This window comes from Bradyrhizobium sp. MI1.3, from assembly GCF_055811695.1.
This window is the reverse complement of the sequence record NZ_JBVVPQ010000019.1, coordinates 82,206-101,959: the sequence shown is the minus strand read 5'-3', so window position 1 is coordinate 101,959 and position 19,754 is coordinate 82,206. Positions and strand designations below refer to the sequence as shown.

The 19,754-nt window shown below is 62.8% G+C and carries 14 protein-coding genes; 11 read left to right on the top strand and 3 right to left on the bottom strand.

Annotated elements, in window-relative coordinates; genetic code table 11:
* Positions 1–3: 3 nt before the first annotated feature.
* The 3 genes from AC0L3A_RS16625 to AC0L3A_RS16615 form a co-directional block, all read right to left on the bottom strand.
* Positions 4–1,005, bottom strand: coding sequence for an NAD-dependent epimerase/dehydratase family protein (locus tag AC0L3A_RS16625; protein ID WP_007602964.1), 1,002 nt, complete (start codon positions 1,003–1,005; stop codon positions 4–6).
* Positions 1,006–1,032: 27 nt separating this feature from the next.
* Positions 1,033–2,604 (bottom strand): PfkB family carbohydrate kinase, encoded by a 1,572-nt coding sequence (locus tag AC0L3A_RS16620; protein WP_007602965.1) that lies wholly within the window; start codon positions 2,602–2,604, stop codon positions 1,033–1,035.
* Positions 2,605–2,687: 83 nt separating this feature from the next.
* Complete coding sequence (locus AC0L3A_RS16615; RefSeq protein WP_473254772.1) at positions 2,688–3,716, bottom strand: SDR family oxidoreductase; 1,029 nt, start codon at positions 3,714–3,716, stop codon at positions 2,688–2,690.
* A gap of 162 nt (positions 3,717–3,878) precedes the next feature.
* Between AC0L3A_RS16615 and AC0L3A_RS16610 the strand changes: the two genes are divergently transcribed.
* From AC0L3A_RS16610 to rpoC, 11 genes are all read left to right on the top strand, one after another.
* Positions 3,879–4,466 carry an SIS domain-containing protein gene (locus AC0L3A_RS16610; protein ID WP_354158606.1) on the top strand — a complete coding sequence of 196 codons (588 nt, stop codon included), beginning with the start codon at positions 3,879–3,881 and terminating at the stop codon, positions 4,464–4,466.
* A 52-nt stretch (positions 4,467–4,518) separates the two neighbouring features.
* Positions 4,519–5,811: a methyltransferase domain-containing protein gene (locus AC0L3A_RS16605; RefSeq protein WP_473254771.1), complete on the top strand. Its 1,293-nt coding sequence runs from the start codon at positions 4,519–4,521 to the stop codon at positions 5,809–5,811.
* A 376-nt stretch (positions 5,812–6,187) separates the two neighbouring features.
* Entirely contained in the window at positions 6,188–6,379 is a 192-nt protein-coding gene (gene secE / locus AC0L3A_RS16600) for a preprotein translocase subunit SecE (RefSeq protein WP_007602984.1), read from the top strand.
* Positions 6,379–6,933, top strand: a complete 555-nt coding sequence (gene nusG, locus AC0L3A_RS16595) for a transcription termination/antitermination protein NusG (protein WP_007602985.1) — start codon at positions 6,379–6,381, stop codon at positions 6,931–6,933. The genes secE and nusG overlap by 1 nt, the downstream gene beginning before the upstream one ends.
* A 130-nt stretch (positions 6,934–7,063) precedes the next feature.
* Complete coding sequence (gene rplK, locus AC0L3A_RS16590) at positions 7,064–7,492, top strand: 50S ribosomal protein L11 (protein WP_007602986.1); 429 nt, start codon at positions 7,064–7,066, stop codon at positions 7,490–7,492.
* Positions 7,493–7,498: 6 nt separating this feature from the next.
* Entirely contained in the window at positions 7,499–8,191 is a 693-nt protein-coding gene (rplA, locus tag AC0L3A_RS16585; RefSeq protein ID WP_007602988.1) for a 50S ribosomal protein L1, read from the top strand.
* A gap of 90 nt (positions 8,192–8,281) precedes the next feature.
* Complete coding sequence (locus AC0L3A_RS16580) at positions 8,282–9,229, top strand: 2-hydroxyacid dehydrogenase (protein ID WP_473254770.1); 948 nt, start codon at positions 8,282–8,284, stop codon at positions 9,227–9,229.
* A 577-nt stretch (positions 9,230–9,806) separates the two neighbouring features.
* Positions 9,807–10,325 (top strand): 50S ribosomal protein L10, encoded by a 519-nt coding sequence (gene rplJ, locus AC0L3A_RS16575; RefSeq protein WP_473254769.1) that lies wholly within the window; start codon positions 9,807–9,809, stop codon positions 10,323–10,325.
* A gap of 54 nt (positions 10,326–10,379) precedes the next feature.
* On the top strand, positions 10,380–10,757 hold the full coding sequence (rplL, locus tag AC0L3A_RS16570; RefSeq protein WP_007602994.1) for a 50S ribosomal protein L7/L12: 378 nt from the start codon (positions 10,380–10,382) through the stop codon (positions 10,755–10,757).
* 482 nt (positions 10,758–11,239) lie between these two features.
* Positions 11,240–15,355, top strand: coding sequence for a DNA-directed RNA polymerase subunit beta (gene rpoB, locus AC0L3A_RS16565; RefSeq protein WP_007602996.1), 4,116 nt, complete (start codon positions 11,240–11,242; stop codon positions 15,353–15,355).
* Between the two features lie 128 nt (positions 15,356–15,483).
* Complete coding sequence (gene rpoC / locus AC0L3A_RS16560; protein ID WP_007602997.1) at positions 15,484–19,680, top strand: DNA-directed RNA polymerase subunit beta'; 4,197 nt, start codon at positions 15,484–15,486, stop codon at positions 19,678–19,680.
* Positions 19,681–19,754 lie beyond the last annotated feature (74 nt).

The window sequence follows — 19,754 nt, the reverse complement described above, 5'->3', positions numbered from 1 at the left end:
CGCTCACTTCAGGCTGATGTTCTGCATCATCTTGATGTTGAAGTACCGGGGGTCGTTAAGCGAGTTCGGCAGGTGGCCCGCCTTGAAAGCGTCAACGAGGCCGGACACGGCCTGCTCGATCGTATGGGACGGCGCAAAGCCGAGCTCGCGCCGGATCTTCTCCGAAGAAACGTGGTAGGAGCGGAGATCGTCGGTCGGCTCGACGACGACATCGACATTGCTGCCGACCACCGACTTGACGATGTCGGCGATCTTCATCAGCGAGTGGTTCTCGTAGCCGATATTGTACGTCTTGCCGTCGATCTTTGCGTCATCCAGCTGGAGCAGGAACAGATAAGCGGCTGACATGTCCTGGATGTGCAAATTGGGCCGGCGCTGCGTTCCGCCGAACACGCGGATGCGGCCGGTGTTAACCGCGAGATTAGTCAGGATGTTGACGACGACGTCGAGCCGCTGTCGCGGTGCGTAGCCGCAGACGGTGGCGGGGCGAACCGTGCAGGCGACGAACCCGGACGCGGCCTCGTCGGCTAGGTCGGTCTCGCACATCGCCTTGAACTTCGAGTAGTCCGTGAGCGGCTCGCAGGACAGGTCCTCGGTCACCTCGGCTTCGTCCTTGATTCCGTAGACGCTGGACGAGGAGGCATAGATGAAGCGCTTGATGCCAGCCTTCTTGGCGGCGCGCACCATCGGCCGGAAGCAGTCGTAGTTGATGGACTTGCCGAGCCCCGGGTCCAGCTCGAACGACGGGTCGTTGGAGATGCAGGCGAGGTGGATTACGGCGTTGTTGCCGCGCAGGGCCTCGTTGATCGCGGCTTCGTCACGGATGTCACCCTTGATCAGGCGCAAATTGGGATTGTCGCGGACGGCATCGAACACGTCCTCGCCATACATGAACAGGTCGAGCACGGTGACCTTGTGGCCCGCAGCGAGCAACTGGGGAACCAGCACGCTACCGACATAGCCGGCACCACCGGTGACCATCACATTCCATTTTCGACCAATCACTGTCGTTCTCCAGTATCTGCCGTCGCGCTACTTCAACAGCGCGGTGACGAACTTGACCAGCGGCACCTTTTCGACCGAGCTGCGGTGGCCGACGATCCCGACCTTGATCGCGCCGGCTGCGTTCCCGATGAAGGCGACGTCCTCGATATTGCCGCCGGCGGCAACCAGCGGCGCGGTGATCGTTAGGAAGGCGTCGCCCGCGCCGACGGTATCGACGACGGTCTTGGTGAAGGCGGGGACGCGCGTGACGCCGGTTTTCGACGAGAAGGGGTAGCAGCCGAAGGAGCCGTGCGTGATGATCATGTTGTCGCAGTCGATCTTGCCGTGCAAGCCGGCCTCGATCACGGACGCGATGTCGCTGAACTTGTCGCTTGCAGCCAGACGCGCCTCCGGCGCGTCGATGCAGATGTAGTCGGCCCGCGGATACCTCGTGATCAGGTTGTAGCCGTGATTGCCGCTGTTGCTCTGGGCATTGACCGCCAGGAATCTGGAGTTGGCGATCAGGGTGTCGATCGTGCTCGACGCGATCATGCCGTGACCGAAATCGGTGGCGATCACCACGTCCGCGCCACGGACGCGCTCCGTCGTGATACGGTCGATCTCCTTCCGATCGGCCTCGTCGAGCGGCGTGTCGTCCATGGTGTAGACTTCGAAGAGCTTGTGCAGATATCCGAGCTCGACGTACCGCGATTTGCGGGTCGTCGGACGGCCCTGAAGGCGGATCGGCGTCAACGTGACGTTCGGGCGGACATGCGCCCGAATGAACTCCTCAGGGTAGTCGTTGCCACCAAGCGTCGTGACGACCTCCACCGACTTGCAGAAGCTCGCGACATGGTTCGCCGCGGCAATGACGCCGCCCGCAAATTGCTCGCCGCTCTTGAACAGCGTGGCGACGATGTTTTCCTTCGAGGCCTTTCCGAGCGCCGTGACGTACTGGTATTCGTCGATGATGGTGTCGCCGACCAGCACGACGTGCATGTCCTGCACCTTGTCGATCAGCTTCAGCAGGCGATCGGCGCCGCCACCTTCACGGACTTTTTGCAGGTAGTCGCGGAGGGGAGGATCGTAGATGTCGAAATACCGGTTCACCAGCGACGAGGAGCTGAATGTCACGTCGCGCGTGAACACGATGCGCCCGCCGTGACGCTCGACGGCGTCGCGCTCGGTCCGGATCTTGCCGGTTACGTCGTCTTCGGGGTTTTCATAGTCAGACCCCTTCACATAGATGTCCGGCCGCACCGTATCCAGGATCGGCTCGGCGCTGGAAGTGTGATTGATGCCGACCCAATCGACGGTCGCGAGCGAGGCCAGCATCTCGGCCCGCATGTTTTCGGGGAAGATCGGCCGACCGGGTCCCTTGTTGACGTAACGGTCGGCGGTGATCGTGACCATGACGACGTCGCCGTCGTTGCGCGCCGCCTGGATGTGTCTGATATGGCCGAGATGCACGAGGTCGAAGACGCCATGGCAGAGTGCAACCTTCCGGCCCCGCGCTTGCGCGGAGCGCGCGATCTCGCCCAGTTCCTCGATTGTCCTGATCTTTTCGTGCTCCGCCAGTTGGTCGTTCAACGCGGGATTGTCGGTCGGAATATAGCCCATGTGAATTACCTAAAGCGCCGGCCGGCCTCAGCCGGGCGGCCCGGAATTGATCGATTCGCGGCAACGATACCCGGCGAACCTGTTCACTGGCTTGCCTTCTGCGGCGCGCCGGATGGCGCGTCGTTGTTGTCTGCGAGATATTTGAACCAGTCCTTCGTGGCGTCCGCGATCTTGTCCACTGTCCACAGGGGAGCGTCCTTGTACTGATCCATCGAATTCAGCATCGTCGCGACCCCGTCCTCAAATCTTACCTTCGGCGTCCATTTCAGGATCCGCTTGATCTTGGTGATGTCGGCATAGGTGCAATCGGGCTCGCCGGGACGCTTGGGAATGTGGACCTTGTCGCCGCCGAGAAGCTCAACCAGCCGGTTGACACTGTAGGTGTTGTCGGAGCCGACGTTGAAAATCTCGTTCGAGACCTCGGAGCGCGCGGCGGTCACGAAAGCATCGGCGACATCGCTGACGAAGGTGAAGTCGCGGGTCTGTTCGCCGTCGCCGACCACCGTGAAGGGCTTGCCGGCGAGCTTCTGCGCCATGAACACGCCGAACACGGCGCCGTAGGTGCCCGTGGTGCGATGGCGCGGCCCGTACACGTTGAACAGGCGCAGCGCGACCGCGGGCAGCTTGTAGACCTGGCACCAGTGCATGACGCACTGCTCGCCGAGATTCTTGGTGAGGGCATAAGGATACATCGGTCGGATCTCAGCGCTCTCCGGCGTCGGATAGACATCGGGAATTCCGTAGCAGGAGGACGACGCAGCATAAACGAAGCGGCTGACGCCGGCCTGCCGTGCAGCCTCGAGAACGTTGACCGTGCCGTCGACATTGGCGCGGTGATACGGGATCGGGGACTCGATCGAGGGGACGATGTCGGCCAGCGCGGCGAGATGAAACACCCAGTCGATGCCGTCGAAATGCGGCTTGATCGATTCGAGTTCGGTGACGTCGGCCCGCACGATCTTCAGTCGACCAGAATCGACACGCGAGGCCAGATTTTCGGGGCGTCCGATCACGAAATTGTCGAGCGCGACGACCTCATGGTCGTCGTCGAGGAGGCGGTCGACGAGGTGACTGCCGATGAAGCCCGCGCCACCGGTAACGATGCATTTCATAGGAACATCCGTGATGCGAATGCCCAGCGAAACAGGCCCGCCAATGTTGAGTGAAGGTGGAAACCGAATCGGCTGTTGGTCGACTTCGATGGTAATATAGCTTTGCAATCGCTGGTGATAGCCGGTATCAGGGGCGCCATGTTGCCGTCGAGCTGCCAACCCATGCCTGTGGAGCCCATCAATCCCGATCACAAGGCCTTCCTCGACGATTATGTGGGGCGCCTCCATCGCGCGACGGCGGTTGACGACGGGGTTTTCGCCAGGATTTCCGCCACCCGCACGGCTTGGTTGCGCGCGCGCGAGCAGGGCGGCCGAGTCATCTTCATCGGCAATGGAGGCTCGGCCGGCATCGCCTCCCATCTCGCGATCGATCTGGCGAAGAACGCATCGGTGCCCGCACTCTGCTTCAGCGATGCCAGCATGATGTCGTGTCTTGCCAATGATTACGGTTTCGAGGACTGGCTTGCGCATGCTGTGCGGCTGAGCGCCCGCGCCGGCGATTGCCTCGTCGCGATCAGCTCGTCGGGACGCTCGAAGAATATTCTCAATGCGGTCGCGCAGGCGCGGGCGATGAAGCTCGATGTGATCACGCTGTCGGGCATGAACGCCGAGAATCCGCTGCGCAATCTCGGCGACGTCAATTATTACGTCGACAGCCGCAGCTACAACATCGTCGAGACCACGCATCAGTTCTGGATGATGGCCGCGATCGACCTCATCATCGGTGGCGCGGAATATCCGGCGTCCTGAGGCGGTGCCGTCGATCTGATCACCACGGGGTGAGATTGCCTCACCCGCTCGCATGTCTCCGTTTTACGGTCCTACGATGAACAACCTGTTTTACGTGCGCCATACCTGCCGCCTCTGTCATTCGGACAAGCAAGAGCTTGTCGTCCCGATGGCGGGCATGCCCATCGGCACCCCGAACTTCCAGGTGCCGGATGCAAGCGCCGACGATTTTGTCTTTCGCGCCGCGGTGCCGATGGCGCTGCACCTGTGCGCAGACTGCGGCCACCTGCAGATTCTCCACGTCGGCAATCCGGAGATCCAGTACCGCAACTACGTCTATACCACCTCGCTCTCGCTTGGCCTGCGGGAGCACTTCGCAGGCTATGCCAACGACGTCGTCAGCCGGTTCGCCGTCGCGCCGGGCTCGCTGGTCGTCGAGCTCGGCAGCAACGACGGATCGCTGCTCGGTTTCTTCAGGGAGCGCGGCATGCGGGTGCTGGGTGTCGATCCCGCCGTCGACATCGCGCGGCGTGCGACGGAAGCGGGAATCGAGACCATCGGCGATTTCTTCACCGATGCCATTGGTCGCCGCATCCTGCAAAGCCACGGCGCGGCCAGCGTCGTGATCGCCAACAACATGATCGCAAATGTCGACAATCTCGACCCGCTGGTGATCGGGGTTCGCGACGTGCTTGCGCCGGACGGGCTGTTCGTTTTCGAAACGCAGTATGGCCTCGACGTCACTGAGAAGAACCTTCTCGACACCGTCTATCACGAGCATCTGTCGTATTTTAACATCAAGCCGCTGACGCGCTTCTTCGCGCGGCTCGGCATGGAAGTGATCGACGTCCAGCACATCGAGACCAAGGGCGGCTCGATCCGGGTGACGGTGCAGCGTGCCGGCGGCGCGAAGAAGCCGTCCGCTGAGGTCGCGCGCTTCATCGCCGAGGAAGATCGGCTCGGCGTCGACCAGCCGGGCTACTATGTGCCCTACGCGAAGAGGATCGCCGCCATCCGCGACGAGTTGGTCGCGATGGCCGATGCCGCCCATGCGCGCGGTCAACTCGTGGCCGGCTACGGCGTCTCGGTCGGGACCACGACCCTGCTGCCGCAGTTCGGCCTGGAGAACAAGATCGACTTCCTGGTGGACGACGATCCCAAGAAGGCGAACGTGATGGCCGGCCCGGGATACGACATCCCGATCCTGCCGCCCGCCGCCCTTTACGAGCGCAAGCCAGCGTTCGTCGTCGTCTTCGCCTGGCGCTACGTGGACCCGATCCGGGCCAAGCATGCCGGCTATTTCGCCGAGGGCGGAAAGTTCGTTGTGCCGTTGCCGGGCATTTCGACGATCGACCGGGCCGACTGACCTTGAGGAGGCGCTAAAGGGGCGGCAGATGACGGGCCCGGTGGTCTCGTCCTGCCAGGAACCGGCTGCGCCCCTTGGGACGGCGGATTGCAGGCGGCAGATAAGCCCTTGATCGGCCTGATCTCTGGTCGGTCGCCTGTGGAGGTCGTTTTGCTCGCGCCAGCCCTCCCTATCTTGACCTTTGGCCCCATCCGCAGTAGATACCGCGCACTCGCAGCCGGCCCGTTAGACGCGGATCTCCGGCGCGGCTTTGAAATCCCCGAACAATCGAGCCCGGATTCCGGCTCATCCTTCGAGACAGAGGGCTGGGCCAACGGCGGCTGTTCGGATCCCTGAAATTCATTCGCGTCTGTCGACGGACGTTGGACATCAAACGATGGCAGTCAGCCCGTTCAAGTTCTTGCAGGAAGTGCGCTCGGAGACCGCCAAGGTCACCTGGCCGACCCGCCGCGAGACCACGATCACCACCATCATGGTGTTCGTCATGGTCGCCGTGGCCTCGATCTTCTTCTTCGCCGCCGACCAGATCATCCGCGTCCTCATCACCTTCCTTCTGGGCATTCACTGATGGCAACAGCAACGGCTCAATTGTCTGACAAGCGCTGGTACATCGTCCACGCCTATTCGAACTTCGAGAAGAAGGTCGCCGAATCGATCCGCGAGCAGGCCAAGCAGCGCGGGCTCGAGGAGCTGTTCGAGCTGGTGCTGGTTCCGACCGAGAAGGTCACGGAAGTGCGCCGCGGCCGCAAGATCGACGCCGAGCGCAAGTTCTTCCCGGGCTACGTGCTGGTGAAGATGAAGCTGACCGACGAGGCGTTTCATCTGATCAAGAATACGCCGAAGGTGACCGGCTTCCTCGGCGCGGAAAACAAGCCGATGCCGATCTCGGAAGCCGAGGCCATGCGCATCCTGCACCAGGTGCAGGAGGGCGTGGAACGGCCGAAGGCGTCGGTGTCGTTCGAAATCGGCGAGAACGTGCGTGTGGCCGATGGCCCGTTCGCCTCGTTCTCGGGTGTGGTCGAGGAAATCGACGAGGCGCGCTCGCGCGTGAAGGTCGCCGTGTCGATCTTCGGCCGCGCCACGCCGGTCGAACTGGAATTCGGTCAGGTCGAGAAGGTCTGATCGGGTAGGCGCGAGACTTCGGTCTCGCGCAACAAGAGGCCGTGGGAGGGAGAGGGTGGTTGCCAGCCGCATCTGACCCAGACCACGAACCTGAAACCGCCGGCCCAGGCCGGCCCAACAGGAGTGATACATGGCAAAGAAAGTGACCGGATACCTGAAGCTTCAGGTCCCGGCCGGTGCGGCGAATCCTTCGCCCCCGATCGGTCCCGCGCTCGGTCAGCGCGGTCTCAACATCATGGAGTTCTGCAAGGCGTTCAACGCCCAGACCCAGAAGGAAGAGAAGAATACTCCGATTCCCGTCGTGATCACGATCTACGCCGATCGTTCGTTCACGTTCGAGATGAAGACGCCGCCGATGTCCTTCTTCCTCAAACAGGCTGCCAAGATCCAGTCCGGCTCGAAGGCGCCGGGCCGTGACAAGGCCGGCGCGGTGACTAAGGCGCAGGTGCGCGAGATCGCCGAGAAAAAGATGAAGGATCTCAATTGCGACTCGATCGAGTCGGCCATGAAGATGGTCGAGGGCTCTGCCCGCTCGATGGGTCTGGAAGTGGCGGGGTAAGGGCTCATGGCAATCGGAAAACGTTTGAACAAAGCCCGCGAAGGTATTGATCGCGAAAAGCTTTACCCGCTCGCGGACGCCATCAAGATGGTCAAGGAACGCGCGAAAGCGAAGTTCGACGAGACCATCGAGGTCGCGATCAATCTCGGAGTCGATCCGCGTCACGCCGACCAGATGGTCCGCGGTGTCGTGACCCTGCCGAACGGCACCGGCCGTACGCTCCGCGTCGGCGTGTTCGCCCGCGGCGCCAAGGCTGACGAGGCCAAGGCTGCCGGAGCCGACGTCGTCGGCGCCGAGGACCTGGTCGAGAAGGTGCAGAACGGCACGATCGATTTCGACCGCTGTATCGCAACCCCCGACATGATGCCGCTGGTCGGCCGCCTTGGTAAGGTGCTCGGCCCGCGCGGCCTGATGCCGAACCCGAAGATCGGCACCGTGACCATGGACGTCACCGGCGCTGTGAAGGGCGCCAAGGGCGGCTCGGTCGAGTTCCGCGTCGAGAAGGCCGGCATCCTGCAGGCTGGCGTCGGCAAGGCCTCGTTCACCGAGGAAAAACTGGTCGAGAACATCAAGGCTCTGGCTGACGCTGTCTCCAAGGCCAAGCCGGCCGGTTCCAAGGGCACCTACATCCAGCGCGTTGCGGTGTCCTCATCGATGGGCCCCGGCGTGAAGGTCGAGCCGGGCACCATTCTCGGCTAAGGTTCGGAAACGACATGAGGCGAGGGGCGGAATTGGGCAACCGATTCCGCCCCTCGTCGTTTGTGACGGCGTTCACCGGAAACAAGAACAATGACTGACAAGGTCCTGATCTACTCGCGCTTTCCCAAGACGATGATGGCGCGCTTCGCCGAGCGGTTCGAGCTGCTCGACACCGGCGGCAAGCCTGCGCGCGAGGTGTTTTCCGCCGACGAGCTCGGCGGCATCCGCGCGGTGCTCACCGCGGGTGGCACGCCACTGGGTGCGGAGGCGATGGACCTGTTTCCGAAGCTCGGCGCCATCGTCTGCTACGGCACTGGCTATGACGGTGTTGACCTGAGGGCCGCTGTTGCCCGCAACATTGCGGTCGGACATAGCCCGGGCGCCAATGCGGCCTCGGTCGCCGACATCGCGATGACCCTGATGCTCGCGACGACGCGGCGAATCCTGGTTGCCGACCAGTACGTCCGCAGCGGCGATTGGGCCGCGTCAAAGCCCTCGCCGATGATGCGCCCGCAGGCCGGGATGCCGGGCCGCCGCATCGGCGTCTACGGCATGGGTGAGATCGGCCGCAAGATCGCAGCGCGCTGCGCATCCTTCGAGAGCGAAATCGGCTATTTCAGCCGCAGGAGGTACGATCTGCCCTATCAATATTTCCCGACGCTGGAGGCGCTCGCCGACTGGTGCAGCGTGCTGATGATCGCGGTCCGGGCAGGGGCCGAGACCCAGCATGCCGTCAGCGCCGATATCCTCAAGCGCCTCGGGGCGGACGGCTATGTCGTCAACATCTCCCGCGGCTCGGTGATCGACGAGAAAGCCCTGGTGGTGGCGCTCACCGAAAAGACCATCGCCGGCGCCGGTCTCGACGTCTACGACCAGGAACCGCACGCCCCGGACGCGCTGACGGCGCTCCCAAATGTCGTGTTCGCCCCCCATATCGGCGGCCACACCCTCGAATCGCACGTAGCCATGCAGAACTGCGTGCTGGCGAACCTGACCGCGTTTTTCGAAGGCAGGCCGCTGCCTTATGAGGTCAAATGAGCGGAAGCCGGCCCTTGTCGGCCATGGTTAAGCGCGAGCGGCAACGGATTGGAACTGGTGTGAATTTTGCTCTTGGCAAGCAGGCCCCGAGCGGTTAAAGAACCGCTTCCGGACGTGCCGGCCTCGGCTGGCGCGTTCGTGCACGCATTCCGAAAACAAGCGATGGAGATCATTCCTTTTCAGGACGTCCGTGAGGATTGGCTGGAAAAGGAGGGAAATTCGTCGGGTGTGGGATGCGGGCAGAGGTCAGGCGGTTCGCCGGCTGACCTTGTCCTGTCCAAGACTGCAGGCGCTCGCGGGGAATTTCGATTTCTCAACGGCTTAATCGCATGGCCTGCATAGACGGGTGAAGACCGGATTTCACTTCGTGGCCACCTTAGGGTCGGTTGCGGAATGGGTTTGGTTCGGACCTCGACACGCCGTGGGCCCTAACGGGCTCCCGGAGGGCAGGCTTTGAATTGTCGTCTTGCCCGGCGTGTCCGATGGGTTTGGCCCTGAGGTTCAGGTTTGGGCGGGACGATGGGTGCAACCCGGCGGTCCCGCTTTCGCGATGACCGCCAACCGGAAAGAGCTTGCTGTGGAACGAGCGGCAAAAAAGGAAGCGGTCGAACAGCTCAATGGGGTCTTCAAGACCACGAGCGTCGCGGTCGTTGCCCAATATTCCGGCCTGACCGTTGCCCAGATGCAGAAGCTGCGCATGCAGATGAAGCAGGCTGGCGCCTCGGTGAAGGTCTCGAAGAACCGTCTCGCCAAAATTGCTCTTGAAGGCACTGACGTCGTTGCCATCGGCCCCATGCTGAAGGGGCCGACCGTGATCGCCACCTCGGACGATCCGGTAGCGGCGCCAAAGGTCGCCGTCGAATTCGCCAAGGCGAACGAAAAGTTCGTCATCATTGGCGGCTCGATGGGAAAGACCGTCCTGAATGTCGACGGCGTGAAGGCACTTGCCTCGCTGCCGTCGCTTGACGAACTGCGCGCCAAGATCGTCGGCCTGCTTTTGGCCCCGGCGACCAAGATCGCTCAGCTCGCCAACGCGCCCGCGGGCAAGCTCGCGCGCGTCATCCAGGCTTATGCCTCAAAGGGCGAAGCGGCCTGACGCCCTTCGCAAAACTCAAACCCGAACCAGACTTACATTCAAGGAAACTGAACAATGGCTGACCTGCAGAAGATCGTTGACGACCTCTCGAGCCTCACCGTGCTCGAAGCTGCCGAACTCGCGAAGCTCCTCGAAGAGAAGTGGGGCGTTTCGGCTGCCGCGGCTGTCGCCGTGGCCGGCCCGGCTGGTGGTGGCGCTGCCGCCGCTCCGGCCGAAGAGAAGACCGAGTTCACGGTCGTTCTTGCCGCCGCCGGCGACAAGAAGATCGAGGTCATCAAGGAAGTCCGCGCCATCACCGGCCTGGGCCTGAAGGAAGCAAAGGACCTCGTCGAGGGCGCGCCGAAGCCTGTCAAGGAAGGCGTGAACAAGGACGAAGCCGAGAAGCTCAAGGCCCAGCTCGAGAAGGCTGGCGCGAAGGTCGAGCTCAAGTAAGCAACGCTTACTGGCACGAGATCCCGGTGCGCATCATCGCAACCGGGGTCTCGGTCCACTCCCCGAAAGGGTGGGCTGGATGCAAAAGGCGTGCGACGGAACGACCCGACGCAGGCCGAACACGAAAAAGTGTGGGGATTTGAGGGTTTGTCCCTCGAATCTGCACTAATGTCGCCCCATATCGGGTCGGCAGCACGAAAGCGCGGTGGGCAGGGATGCCGCATTCCCTGTAAGCCGTTGGGAGAGCAAGCTATTTCGGGCTTTTGCAGTCCGTGAAGAGGATGGTTGTGACGGGCGGGCGCGCTCCTGCGCCCCGCGCGTCGTTTTGCGTTTTGAAGGTCTGAAGAACAGATTCAGGACATTCCTGCCTGAAACTGAGTCTCCGGCCCCCAAGACGGGTTCGAAAAATTCAACCCGGGGAGCGGCGGTCGCCGCGTTCCGGAGGGCGCGCCCAAATCGGGCGACGAAAATGAGAGGCCACGATGGCGCAGCAGACATTCACCGGTCGCAAACGCGTTCGCAAGTTCTTCGGACACATCAAGGAAGTGGCCGAGATGCCGAACCTCATCGAGGTTCAGAAGGCGTCCTATGACCAGTTCCTGATGGTCGACGAGCCCCAGGGCGGACGGTCGGACGAGGGCTTGCAGGCGGTGTTCCGCTCGGTGTTCCCGATCTCCGACTTCTCGGGCACCTCGATGCTGGAATTCGTCCGCTACGAGTTCGAGCCGCCGAAATACGACGTCGACGAGTGCCGCCAGCGCGGCATGACCTTCGCGGCTCCCCTCAAGGTGACGCTGCGCCTCATCGTGTTCGATATCGACGAGGAAACCGGCGCGAAGTCGGTCAAGGACATCAAGGAGCAGGACGTCTACATGGGCGATATCCCGCTCATGACGATGAACGGCACCTTCATCGTCAACGGCACCGAGCGCGTCATCGTCTCGCAGATGCACCGTTCGCCGGGCGTGTTCTTCGACCACGACAAGGGCAAGACCCATTCGTCGGGCAAGCTGCTGTTCGCCGCCCGCGTGATCCCGTATCGCGGCTCCTGGCTCGACATCGAGTTCGACGCCAAGGACATCGTCTATGCGCGTATCGACCGTCGCCGCAAGCTTCCGGTGACGTCGCTGATGTTCGCGCTCGGTCTCGACGGCGAGGCGATCCTCAGCACCTTCTACAAGAAGATCCAGTACAAGCGGATCAAGGAAGGCTGGCGCGTTCCGTTCGACGCCAATCGTTTCCGCGGCTACTCGACCATCAACGACCTGATCGACGCCGATACCGGCAAGGTCGTGCTCGAAGCCGGCAAGAAGCTCACCGTGCGCGGTGCGCGTCAGATGCAGGAGAAGGGTCTGAAGGCGCTGCGCCTGTCGGATGCGGAGCTCGTCGGCAACTACATCGCCGAGGACCTCGTCAATCCCAAGACCGGCGAGATCCACGCGGAAGCCGGTGAAGAGATCACCGACAAGTCGATGAAGGCTCTCAACGAGCAGGGTTACAAGGAGTTGCCGCTGCTTGACATCGACCACGTCAATGTCGGCGCCTATATCCGCAACACGCTCTCGGCCGACAAGAACATGACGCGTGAGGACGCGCTGTTCGACATCTACCGCGTCATGCGTCCCGGCGAGCCGCCGACGCTGGATTCGGCGCAGGCGATGTTCCAGTCGCTGTTCTTCGACGCCGAGCGCTACGACCTCTCGGCGGTCGGCCGCGTCAAGATGAACATGCGCCTCGACCTCGATGCGCCCGACACCCAGCGCACGCTGCGCAAGGAAGACATCCTCTCCGTCATCAAGACGCTGGTGGATTTGCGCGACGGCAAGGGCGAGATCGACGACATCGACCATCTCGGCAACCGCCGTGTGCGCTCGGTCGGCGAGCTCATGGAGAACCAGTACCGCATCGGCTTGCTCCGCATGGAGCGCGCGATCAAGGAGCGCATGTCTTCGGTCGACATCGACACGGTCATGCCGCAGGACCTGATCAACGCGAAGCCGGCGGCCGCCGCCGTGCGCGAGTTCTTCGGCTCTTCGCAGCTCTCGCAGTTCATGGACCAGACCAACCCGCTGTCGGAGATCACCCACAAGCGCCGCCTGTCGGCGCTTGGACCGGGCGGTCTGACCCGCGAGCGCGCCGGCTTCGAGGTGCGCGACGTGCATCCGACGCATTACGGCCGCATCTGCCCGATCGAGACGCCGGAAGGTCCGAACATCGGCCTGATCAACTCGCTCGCGACCTTCGCGCGCGTGAACAAGTACGGCTTCGTTGAGACCCCGTATCGCAAGGTCAAGGACGGCCGCGTCACCGACGAGGTCGTGTACCTCTCGGCAATGGAAGAGGGCCGCTACACGGTCGCGCAGGCCAACGTGCCGCTCGATCCGAAGGGCCGCTTCACCGAAGACCTCGTGGTCTGCCGTCACGCCGGCGAAGTCTTGCCGGTGACCCCGGACAAGGTCGACTACATGGACGTGTCGCCGAAGCAGCTCGTTTCGGTCGCAGCCGCGCTGATCCCGTTCCTCGAGAACGACGACGCCAACCGCGCGCTGATGGGCTCGAACATGCAGCGCCAGGCGGTGCCGCTGGTTCGCGCCGAGGCGCCGTTCGTCGGCACCGGCATGGAAGGCGTGGTTGCGCGTGACTCGGGTGCTGCGATCGCGGCGCGCCGTTCGGGCGTGATCGACCAGATCGACGCGACCCGCGTCGTCATCCGCGCCACCGAAGATCTCGATCCGACCAAGTCGGGCGTCGATATCTACCGGCTGATGAAGTACCAGCGCTCCAACCAGTCGACCTGCATCAACCAGCGTCCGCTGGTGAAGGTCGGCGACATCGTCAAGAAGGGCGACATCATCGCCGACGGTCCGTCGACCGATCTCGGCGAGCTCGCGCTCGGCCGGAACGTGCTCGTCGCGTTCATGCCGTGGAACGGCTACAACTTCGAAGACTCGATCCTGCTCTCCGAGCGGATCGTGAAGGAAGACGTGTTTACCTCAATTCATATCGAAGAATTCGAGGTGATGGCCCGCGACACCAAGCTCGGACCCGAGGAAATCACCCGCGACATTCCGAACGTCTCGGAAGAAGCGCTGAAGAACCTCGACGAAGCCGGCATCGTGTACATCGGCGCGGAAGTGCGCGCCGGCGACATCCTGGTCGGCAAGATCACGCCGAAGGGCGAAAGCCCGATGACGCCGGAGGAAAAGCTCCTGCGCGCCATCTTCGGCGAAAAGGCTTCCGACGTCCGCGACACCTCGCTGCGCGTTCCTCCGGGCGTGCAGGGCACCATCGTCGAAGTGCGCGTGTTCAACCGGCACGGCGTCGACAAGGACGAGCGTGCGCTGGCGATCGAGCGGGAAGAGATCGAGCGTCTGGCCAAGGACCGCGACGACGAGCAGGCGATCCTGGACCGCAACGTCTACAACCGCCTTGCTGAGCTGCTCGAAGGACGGCAGGGCATCGCCGGTCCGAAGGGCTTCAAGAAGGACACCAAGATCACCCGTGCGGTGCTCGAGGAGTACCCGAAGTCGCAGTGGTGGCTGTTCGCTTCGCCGAACGACAAGCTGATGGCCGAGATCGAGGCCATGCGGAAGCAGTACGACGAGTCGAAGAAGGGGCTTGAACAGCGCTTCCTCGACAAGGTCGAAAAGCTTCAGCGCGGTGACGAATTGCCGCCCGGTGTGATGAAGATGGTCAAGGTCTTCGTCGCGGTGAAGCGCAAGATCCAGCCCGGCGACAAGATGGCCGGCCGCCACGGCAACAAGGGCGTGGTGTCGAAGATCGTGCCGATCGAGGACATGCCGTTCCTCGAAGACGGTACGCATGCCGACATCGTGCTCAATCCGCTCGGCGTGCCCTCGCGCATGAACGTCGGACAGATCCTCGAGACCCATCTCGGCTGGGCATGTGCCGGCCTCGGCAAGCGTATCGGCCAGACGGTCGATGCCTATTTGTCGAAGCAGGACATCAGGCCGCTGAAGGAAACCTTGAAGAAGGTCTACGGCGAGGACGAGACGATCAAGTCGCTCAACGACAACGAGTTGATCGAGCTCGGCCACAATCTGAGCCGCGGCGTTCCGATCGCGACGCCGGTGTTCGACGGCGCCAAGGAAGCCGACATCGAGGAGATGCTGAAGCTTGCCGGTCTCGACGCTTCGGGCCAGTCGACCGTCTATGACGGCCGCACCGGCGATGCCTTCGACCGCAAGGTGACGGTGGGCTACATCTACATGCTCAAGCTGCACCATCTCGTCGACGACAAGATCCACGCGCGTTCGATCGGTCCGTACTCGCTCGTTACCCAGCAGCCGCTGGGCGGCAAGGCGCAGTTCGGCGGCCAGCGCTTCGGCGAAATGGAAGTGTGGGCGCTCGAGGCTTACGGCGCGGCGTACACGCTCCAGGAGATGCTGACCGTGAAGTCGGACGACGTCGCCGGCCGTACCAAGGTGTACGAGGCGATCGTGCGTGGCGACGACACCTTCGAGGCCGGTATTCCGGAATCGTTCAACGTGCTGGTCAAGGAAATGCGCTCGCTCGGCCTCAACGTCGACCTGCACAATTCCAAGGTCGGACCGGGGACGGCGGAAGCGGCCGAGTAAGACGACCCTCATGCCCGGCCTGAACGGCCGGGCATCGGTGCCCAGTCCTGGAGTCGCGAGGGCAGGGCGCCCCGCATAGTGATTTTCGAATTTGCTGCCGGAGGCGACCGGCACGCGAGGAGAAGACGATGAACCAAGAAATTATGAATCTCTTTAATCCGACGACGCCGGCTCAGGTCTTCGACCAGATCCGGATCTCGATCGCGAGCCCCGAGAAGATTCTGTCCTGGTCGTACGGCGAGATCAAGAAGCCGGAAACCATCAACTACCGTACCTTCAAGCCCGAGCGCGACGGCCTGTTCTGCGCCCGCATCTTCGGGCCGATCAAGGATTACGAGTGCTTGTGCGGCAAGTACAAGCGCATGAAGTACAAGGGCATCATCTGCGAGAAGTGCTCGGTCGAGGTCACGCTGTCGCGCGTCCGGCGCGAGCGCATGGGCCATATCGAGCTCGCAGCCCCCGTCGCCCACATCTGGTTCCTGAAGTCGCTGCCCTCGCGCATCGGCCTCCTGCTCGACATGACGTTGAAGGATCTCGAGCGGATCCTCTATTTCGAATATTACGTCGTGCTCGAGCCGGGCCTCACCGCGCTGAAGGACCGTCAGCTCTTGTCGGAAGACGAGTATCTGAAGGCGCAGGACGAATACGGCCAGGATTCCTTCACCGCCATGATCGGCGCGGAAGCGATCCGCGAGCTGCTCAAGGGCATGGATCTCGAGAAGCTCGAGCTGACCTTGCGCGCAGAGATGCAGGAGACCGACTCCGACATCAAGCACAAGAAGCTCGCCAAGCGCCTGAAGATCGTGGAAGCGTTCCGCCACTCCGGCAACAAGCCGGAATGGATGATCATGACCGTGGTCCCGGTGATTCCGCCGGACCTGCGTCCGCTGGTGCCGCTGGACGGCGGCCGCTTCGCGACCTCGGACCTCAACGACCTGTACCGCCGCGTCATCAACCGCAACAACCGCTTGAAGCGGCTGATGGAGCTGCGCGCGCCGGACATCATCATCCGCAACGAGAAGCGCATGCTTCAGGAGGCCGTCGACGCGCTGTTCGACAACGGCCGCCGCGGCCGCGTCATCACCGGCGCCAACAAGCGTCCGCTGAAGTCGCTCGCCGACATGCTCAAGGGCAAGCAGGGCCGGTTCCGTCAGAACCTGCTCGGCAAGCGCGTCGACTATTCGGGCCGTTCGGTGATCGTGGTCGGTCCCGAGCTGCGCCTGCATCAGTGCGGCCTGCCGAAGAAGATGGCGCTCGAGCTGTTCAAGCCGTTCATCTACTCGCGGCTTGACGCCAAGGGCCTGTCCACCACCGTGAAGCAGGCCAAGAAGCTGGTCGAGAAGGAGCGGCCCGAGGTCTGGGACATCCTGGACGAGGTCATCCGCGAGCATCCCGTGCTGCTCAACCGCGCACCGACGCTGCATCGCCTCGGCATCCAGGCGTTCGAGCCCGTGCTGATCGAGGGCAAGGCGATCCAGCTCCACCCGCTGGTCTGCGCCGCGTTCAACGCCGACTTCGACGGCGACCAGATGGCCGTGCACGTCCCGCTGTCGCTCGAAGCGCAGCTGGAAGCGCGCGTCCTGATGATGTCGACCAACAACATCCTGCATCCGGCGAACGGCCAGCCGATCATCGTGCCGTCGCAGGACATCGTGCTCGGTCTCTACTACGTCTCCATCATGCGCGAAGGCCTGCCCGGCGAGGGCAAGATCTTCGGCGAGATGGCGGAGCTCGAGCACGCGCTGCACGCGAAGGTCATCCACCTCCACACCAAGATCAAGTACCGGTGGGAAGGTATCGACGAGACCGGCAAGATCTCCAAGCGCTGGATCGAGACCACCGCTGGCCGCGTCATGCTGGGCAATTTGCTGCCGAAGAACCCGCGCGTTCCGTACGAGATCATCAACAAGCTGATGACCAAGCGCGAGATCTCCGGCGTCATCGACCAGGTCTACCGCCACTGCGGTCAGAAGGAGACGGTGATCTTCTGCGACCGCATCATGGCGCTCGGCTTCTACAACGCGTTCAAGGCCGGCATCTCGTTCGGCAAGGACGACATGGTCGTGCCGCACTCCAAGTGGAAGATCGTCGACACCACACGTACGCTGGCGAAGGATTTCGAGCAGCAGTACAACGACGGTCTGATCACCCATGGCGAGAAGTACAACAAGGTCGTCGACGCCTGGTCGAAGGCCACGGAAGAAATCGCCAAGGCGATGATGAAGGAGATTTCCTCGACCAAGAAGACGGCGAGCGGGGCGGATGCCGACATCAACTCGATCTACATGATGGCTCACTCCGGTGCCCGCGGTTCGCCGGCCCAGATGCGCCAGCTCGCCGGCATGCGCGGCCTGATGGCCAAGCCGTCTGGCGAGATCATCGAGACGCCGATCATCTCGAACTTCAAGGAAGGCCTCTCGGTGCTCGAGTACTTCAACTCGACCCACGGCGCCCGCAAGGGCCTCGCGGACACCGCGTTGAAGACTGCGAACTCCGGCTACCTGACCCGTCGTCTCGTCGACGTCGCGCAGGATTGCATCATCACGCAGGACGATTGCGGCACCAAGCTCGGCATCAAGATGCGCGCCATCGTCGATGCCGGCACCGTGGTCGCTTCGCTCGGCTCGCGCATCCTCGGACGCACGGCCTGCGAAGACGTGCGTGACAGCACGGGCAAGGTGATCTTCAAGCGCGGTACGCTGATGGAAGAGAGCCATCTGGATGCCATTCATCAGGGCGGCGTCCAGGAGGTGAAGATCCGCTCGGCGCTGACCTGCGAGCTCGTCAACGGCATCTGCGGCAAGTGCTACGGCCGCGATCTCGCTCGCGGCACGCCGGTCAACCACGGCGAAGCGGTCGGGGTCATCGCGGCCCAGTCGATCGGCGAGCCGGGCACCCAGCTCACCATGCGTACCTTCCACATCGGCGGTGCGGCGCAGCTGAACGAGCAATCTTTCGTCGAATCCAACTTCGACGGCAAGATCGTGATCAGGAATAAGGCCATCGCCCGCAACAGCGACGGCCACCTGGTTGCGATGGTTCGCAACATGGTGATCGCGATCGTCGATGCCGACGGCACCGAGCGTGCGACGCACCGTATTCAGTACGGTTCGCGCCTGCACGTCGACGAGGGCGACATGGTCAAGCGCGGCCAGCGTATCGTCGAATGGGATCCCTACACCCGTCCGCTCCTCACCGAGGTCGAAGGCACCATCGGCTTCGAGGATCTGGTCGAGGGACAGTCGATCTCGGAAACGCTCGACGAGGCCACCGGTATTGCCAAGCGCGTGGTCATCGACTGGCGCTCGATGCGCGGCGGCGGGGACCTGCGTCCCGCCATCGTGATCAAGGGCAAGGACGGCAAGGTGCTCAAGCTCGCCCGTGGCGGCGATGCTCGCTACATGCTGTCGGTCGACGGCATTCTGTCGGTCGATGTCGGAGCCAAGGTCCAGGCGGGCGACATTCTCGCCCGTGTCTCGACCGAAAGCGCCAAGACGCGCGACATCACCGGCGGTCTGCCGCGGGTGGCGGAACTGTTCGAGGCTCGGCGTCCGAAGGATGCGGCGATCATCGCCGAAATCGCGGGCACCATCCGGTTTGGGCGCGACTACAAGAACAAGCGTCGCATCTCGATCGAGCCGATGGACAAGACCGACGAGGCGCGCGAGTACCTGATCCCGAAGGGCAAGCACATCCACCTTCAGGACGGCGACGTCGTCGAAAAGGGCGACTTCATCGTGGAAGGCAACCCGGCGCCGCACGACATTCTGGCGGTCAAGGGCATCGAGGAACTCGCGGCCTATCTGGTCAACGAGATCCAGGAGGTCTACCGGCTCCAGGGCGTGCTCATCAACGACAAGCACATCGAGGTGATCGTCCGGCAGATGCTCCAGAAGGTGGAAGTCACCGACCAGGGCGACACGGACATGATCTCGGGCGAGCAGATCGACAAGATCGAGTTCGACCAGATCAACGCGAAGGCCAAGGAAGAGGGCAAGAAGATCGCCACGGGAACGCCGGTTCTGCTCGGCATCACCAAGGCGAGCCTTCAGACCCGCTCCTTCTTCTCGGCGGCCTCGTTCCAGGAGACCACCCGCGTCCTCACGGAAGCGGCGGTCAACGGCAAGGTCGATCCGCTCGAAGGCCTCAAGGAGAACGTCATTGTCGGTCGGCTGATTCCGGCAGGCACCGGCGCCTCCATGGCGAAGATCCGCGAAGTCGCGGTGAAGCGCGACAAGATGATCCTCGACGAGCGCGAGAAGCAGGCGGCCGTCGTGCCGCCGGCGCCGGAAGTGGAGCCGATGGCGCTGCCACCTGCGGAATGATCATTCATCCGTAGGAATACCGAGGACACTGAAAAGGCCGGCGCAAGCCGGCCTTTTTGCTGCTTTGTTTCCCT

Bases quoted from the DNA above. Each gene is read 5' to 3' on its own strand.
- rplA (WP_007602988.1), top strand. From the start codon at position 7,499: ATGGCAATCGGAAAACGTTTGAACAAAGCCCGCGAAGGTATTGATCGC.
- nusG (WP_007602985.1), top strand. From the start codon at position 6,379: ATGGCAACAGCAACGGCTCAATTGTCTGACAAGCGCTGGTACATCGTC.
- AC0L3A_RS16620 (WP_007602965.1), bottom strand. From the start codon at position 2,604: ATGGGCTATATTCCGACCGACAATCCCGCGTTGAACGACCAACTGGCG.
- AC0L3A_RS16580 (WP_473254770.1), top strand. From the start codon at position 8,282: ATGACTGACAAGGTCCTGATCTACTCGCGCTTTCCCAAGACGATGATG.
- rpoC (WP_007602997.1), top strand. From the start codon at position 15,484: ATGAACCAAGAAATTATGAATCTCTTTAATCCGACGACGCCGGCTCAG.
- rplK (WP_007602986.1), top strand. From the start codon at position 7,064: ATGGCAAAGAAAGTGACCGGATACCTGAAGCTTCAGGTCCCGGCCGGT.
- rplL (WP_007602994.1), top strand. From the start codon at position 10,380: ATGGCTGACCTGCAGAAGATCGTTGACGACCTCTCGAGCCTCACCGTG.
- AC0L3A_RS16615 (WP_473254772.1), bottom strand. From the start codon at position 3,716: ATGAAATGCATCGTTACCGGTGGCGCGGGCTTCATCGGCAGTCACCTC.
- secE (WP_007602984.1), top strand. From the start codon at position 6,188: ATGGCAGTCAGCCCGTTCAAGTTCTTGCAGGAAGTGCGCTCGGAGACC.
- rpoB (WP_007602996.1), top strand. From the start codon at position 11,240: ATGGCGCAGCAGACATTCACCGGTCGCAAACGCGTTCGCAAGTTCTTC.
- AC0L3A_RS16605 (WP_473254771.1), top strand. From the start codon at position 4,519: ATGTCTCCGTTTTACGGTCCTACGATGAACAACCTGTTTTACGTGCGC.
- AC0L3A_RS16610 (WP_354158606.1), top strand. From the start codon at position 3,879: ATGCCTGTGGAGCCCATCAATCCCGATCACAAGGCCTTCCTCGACGAT.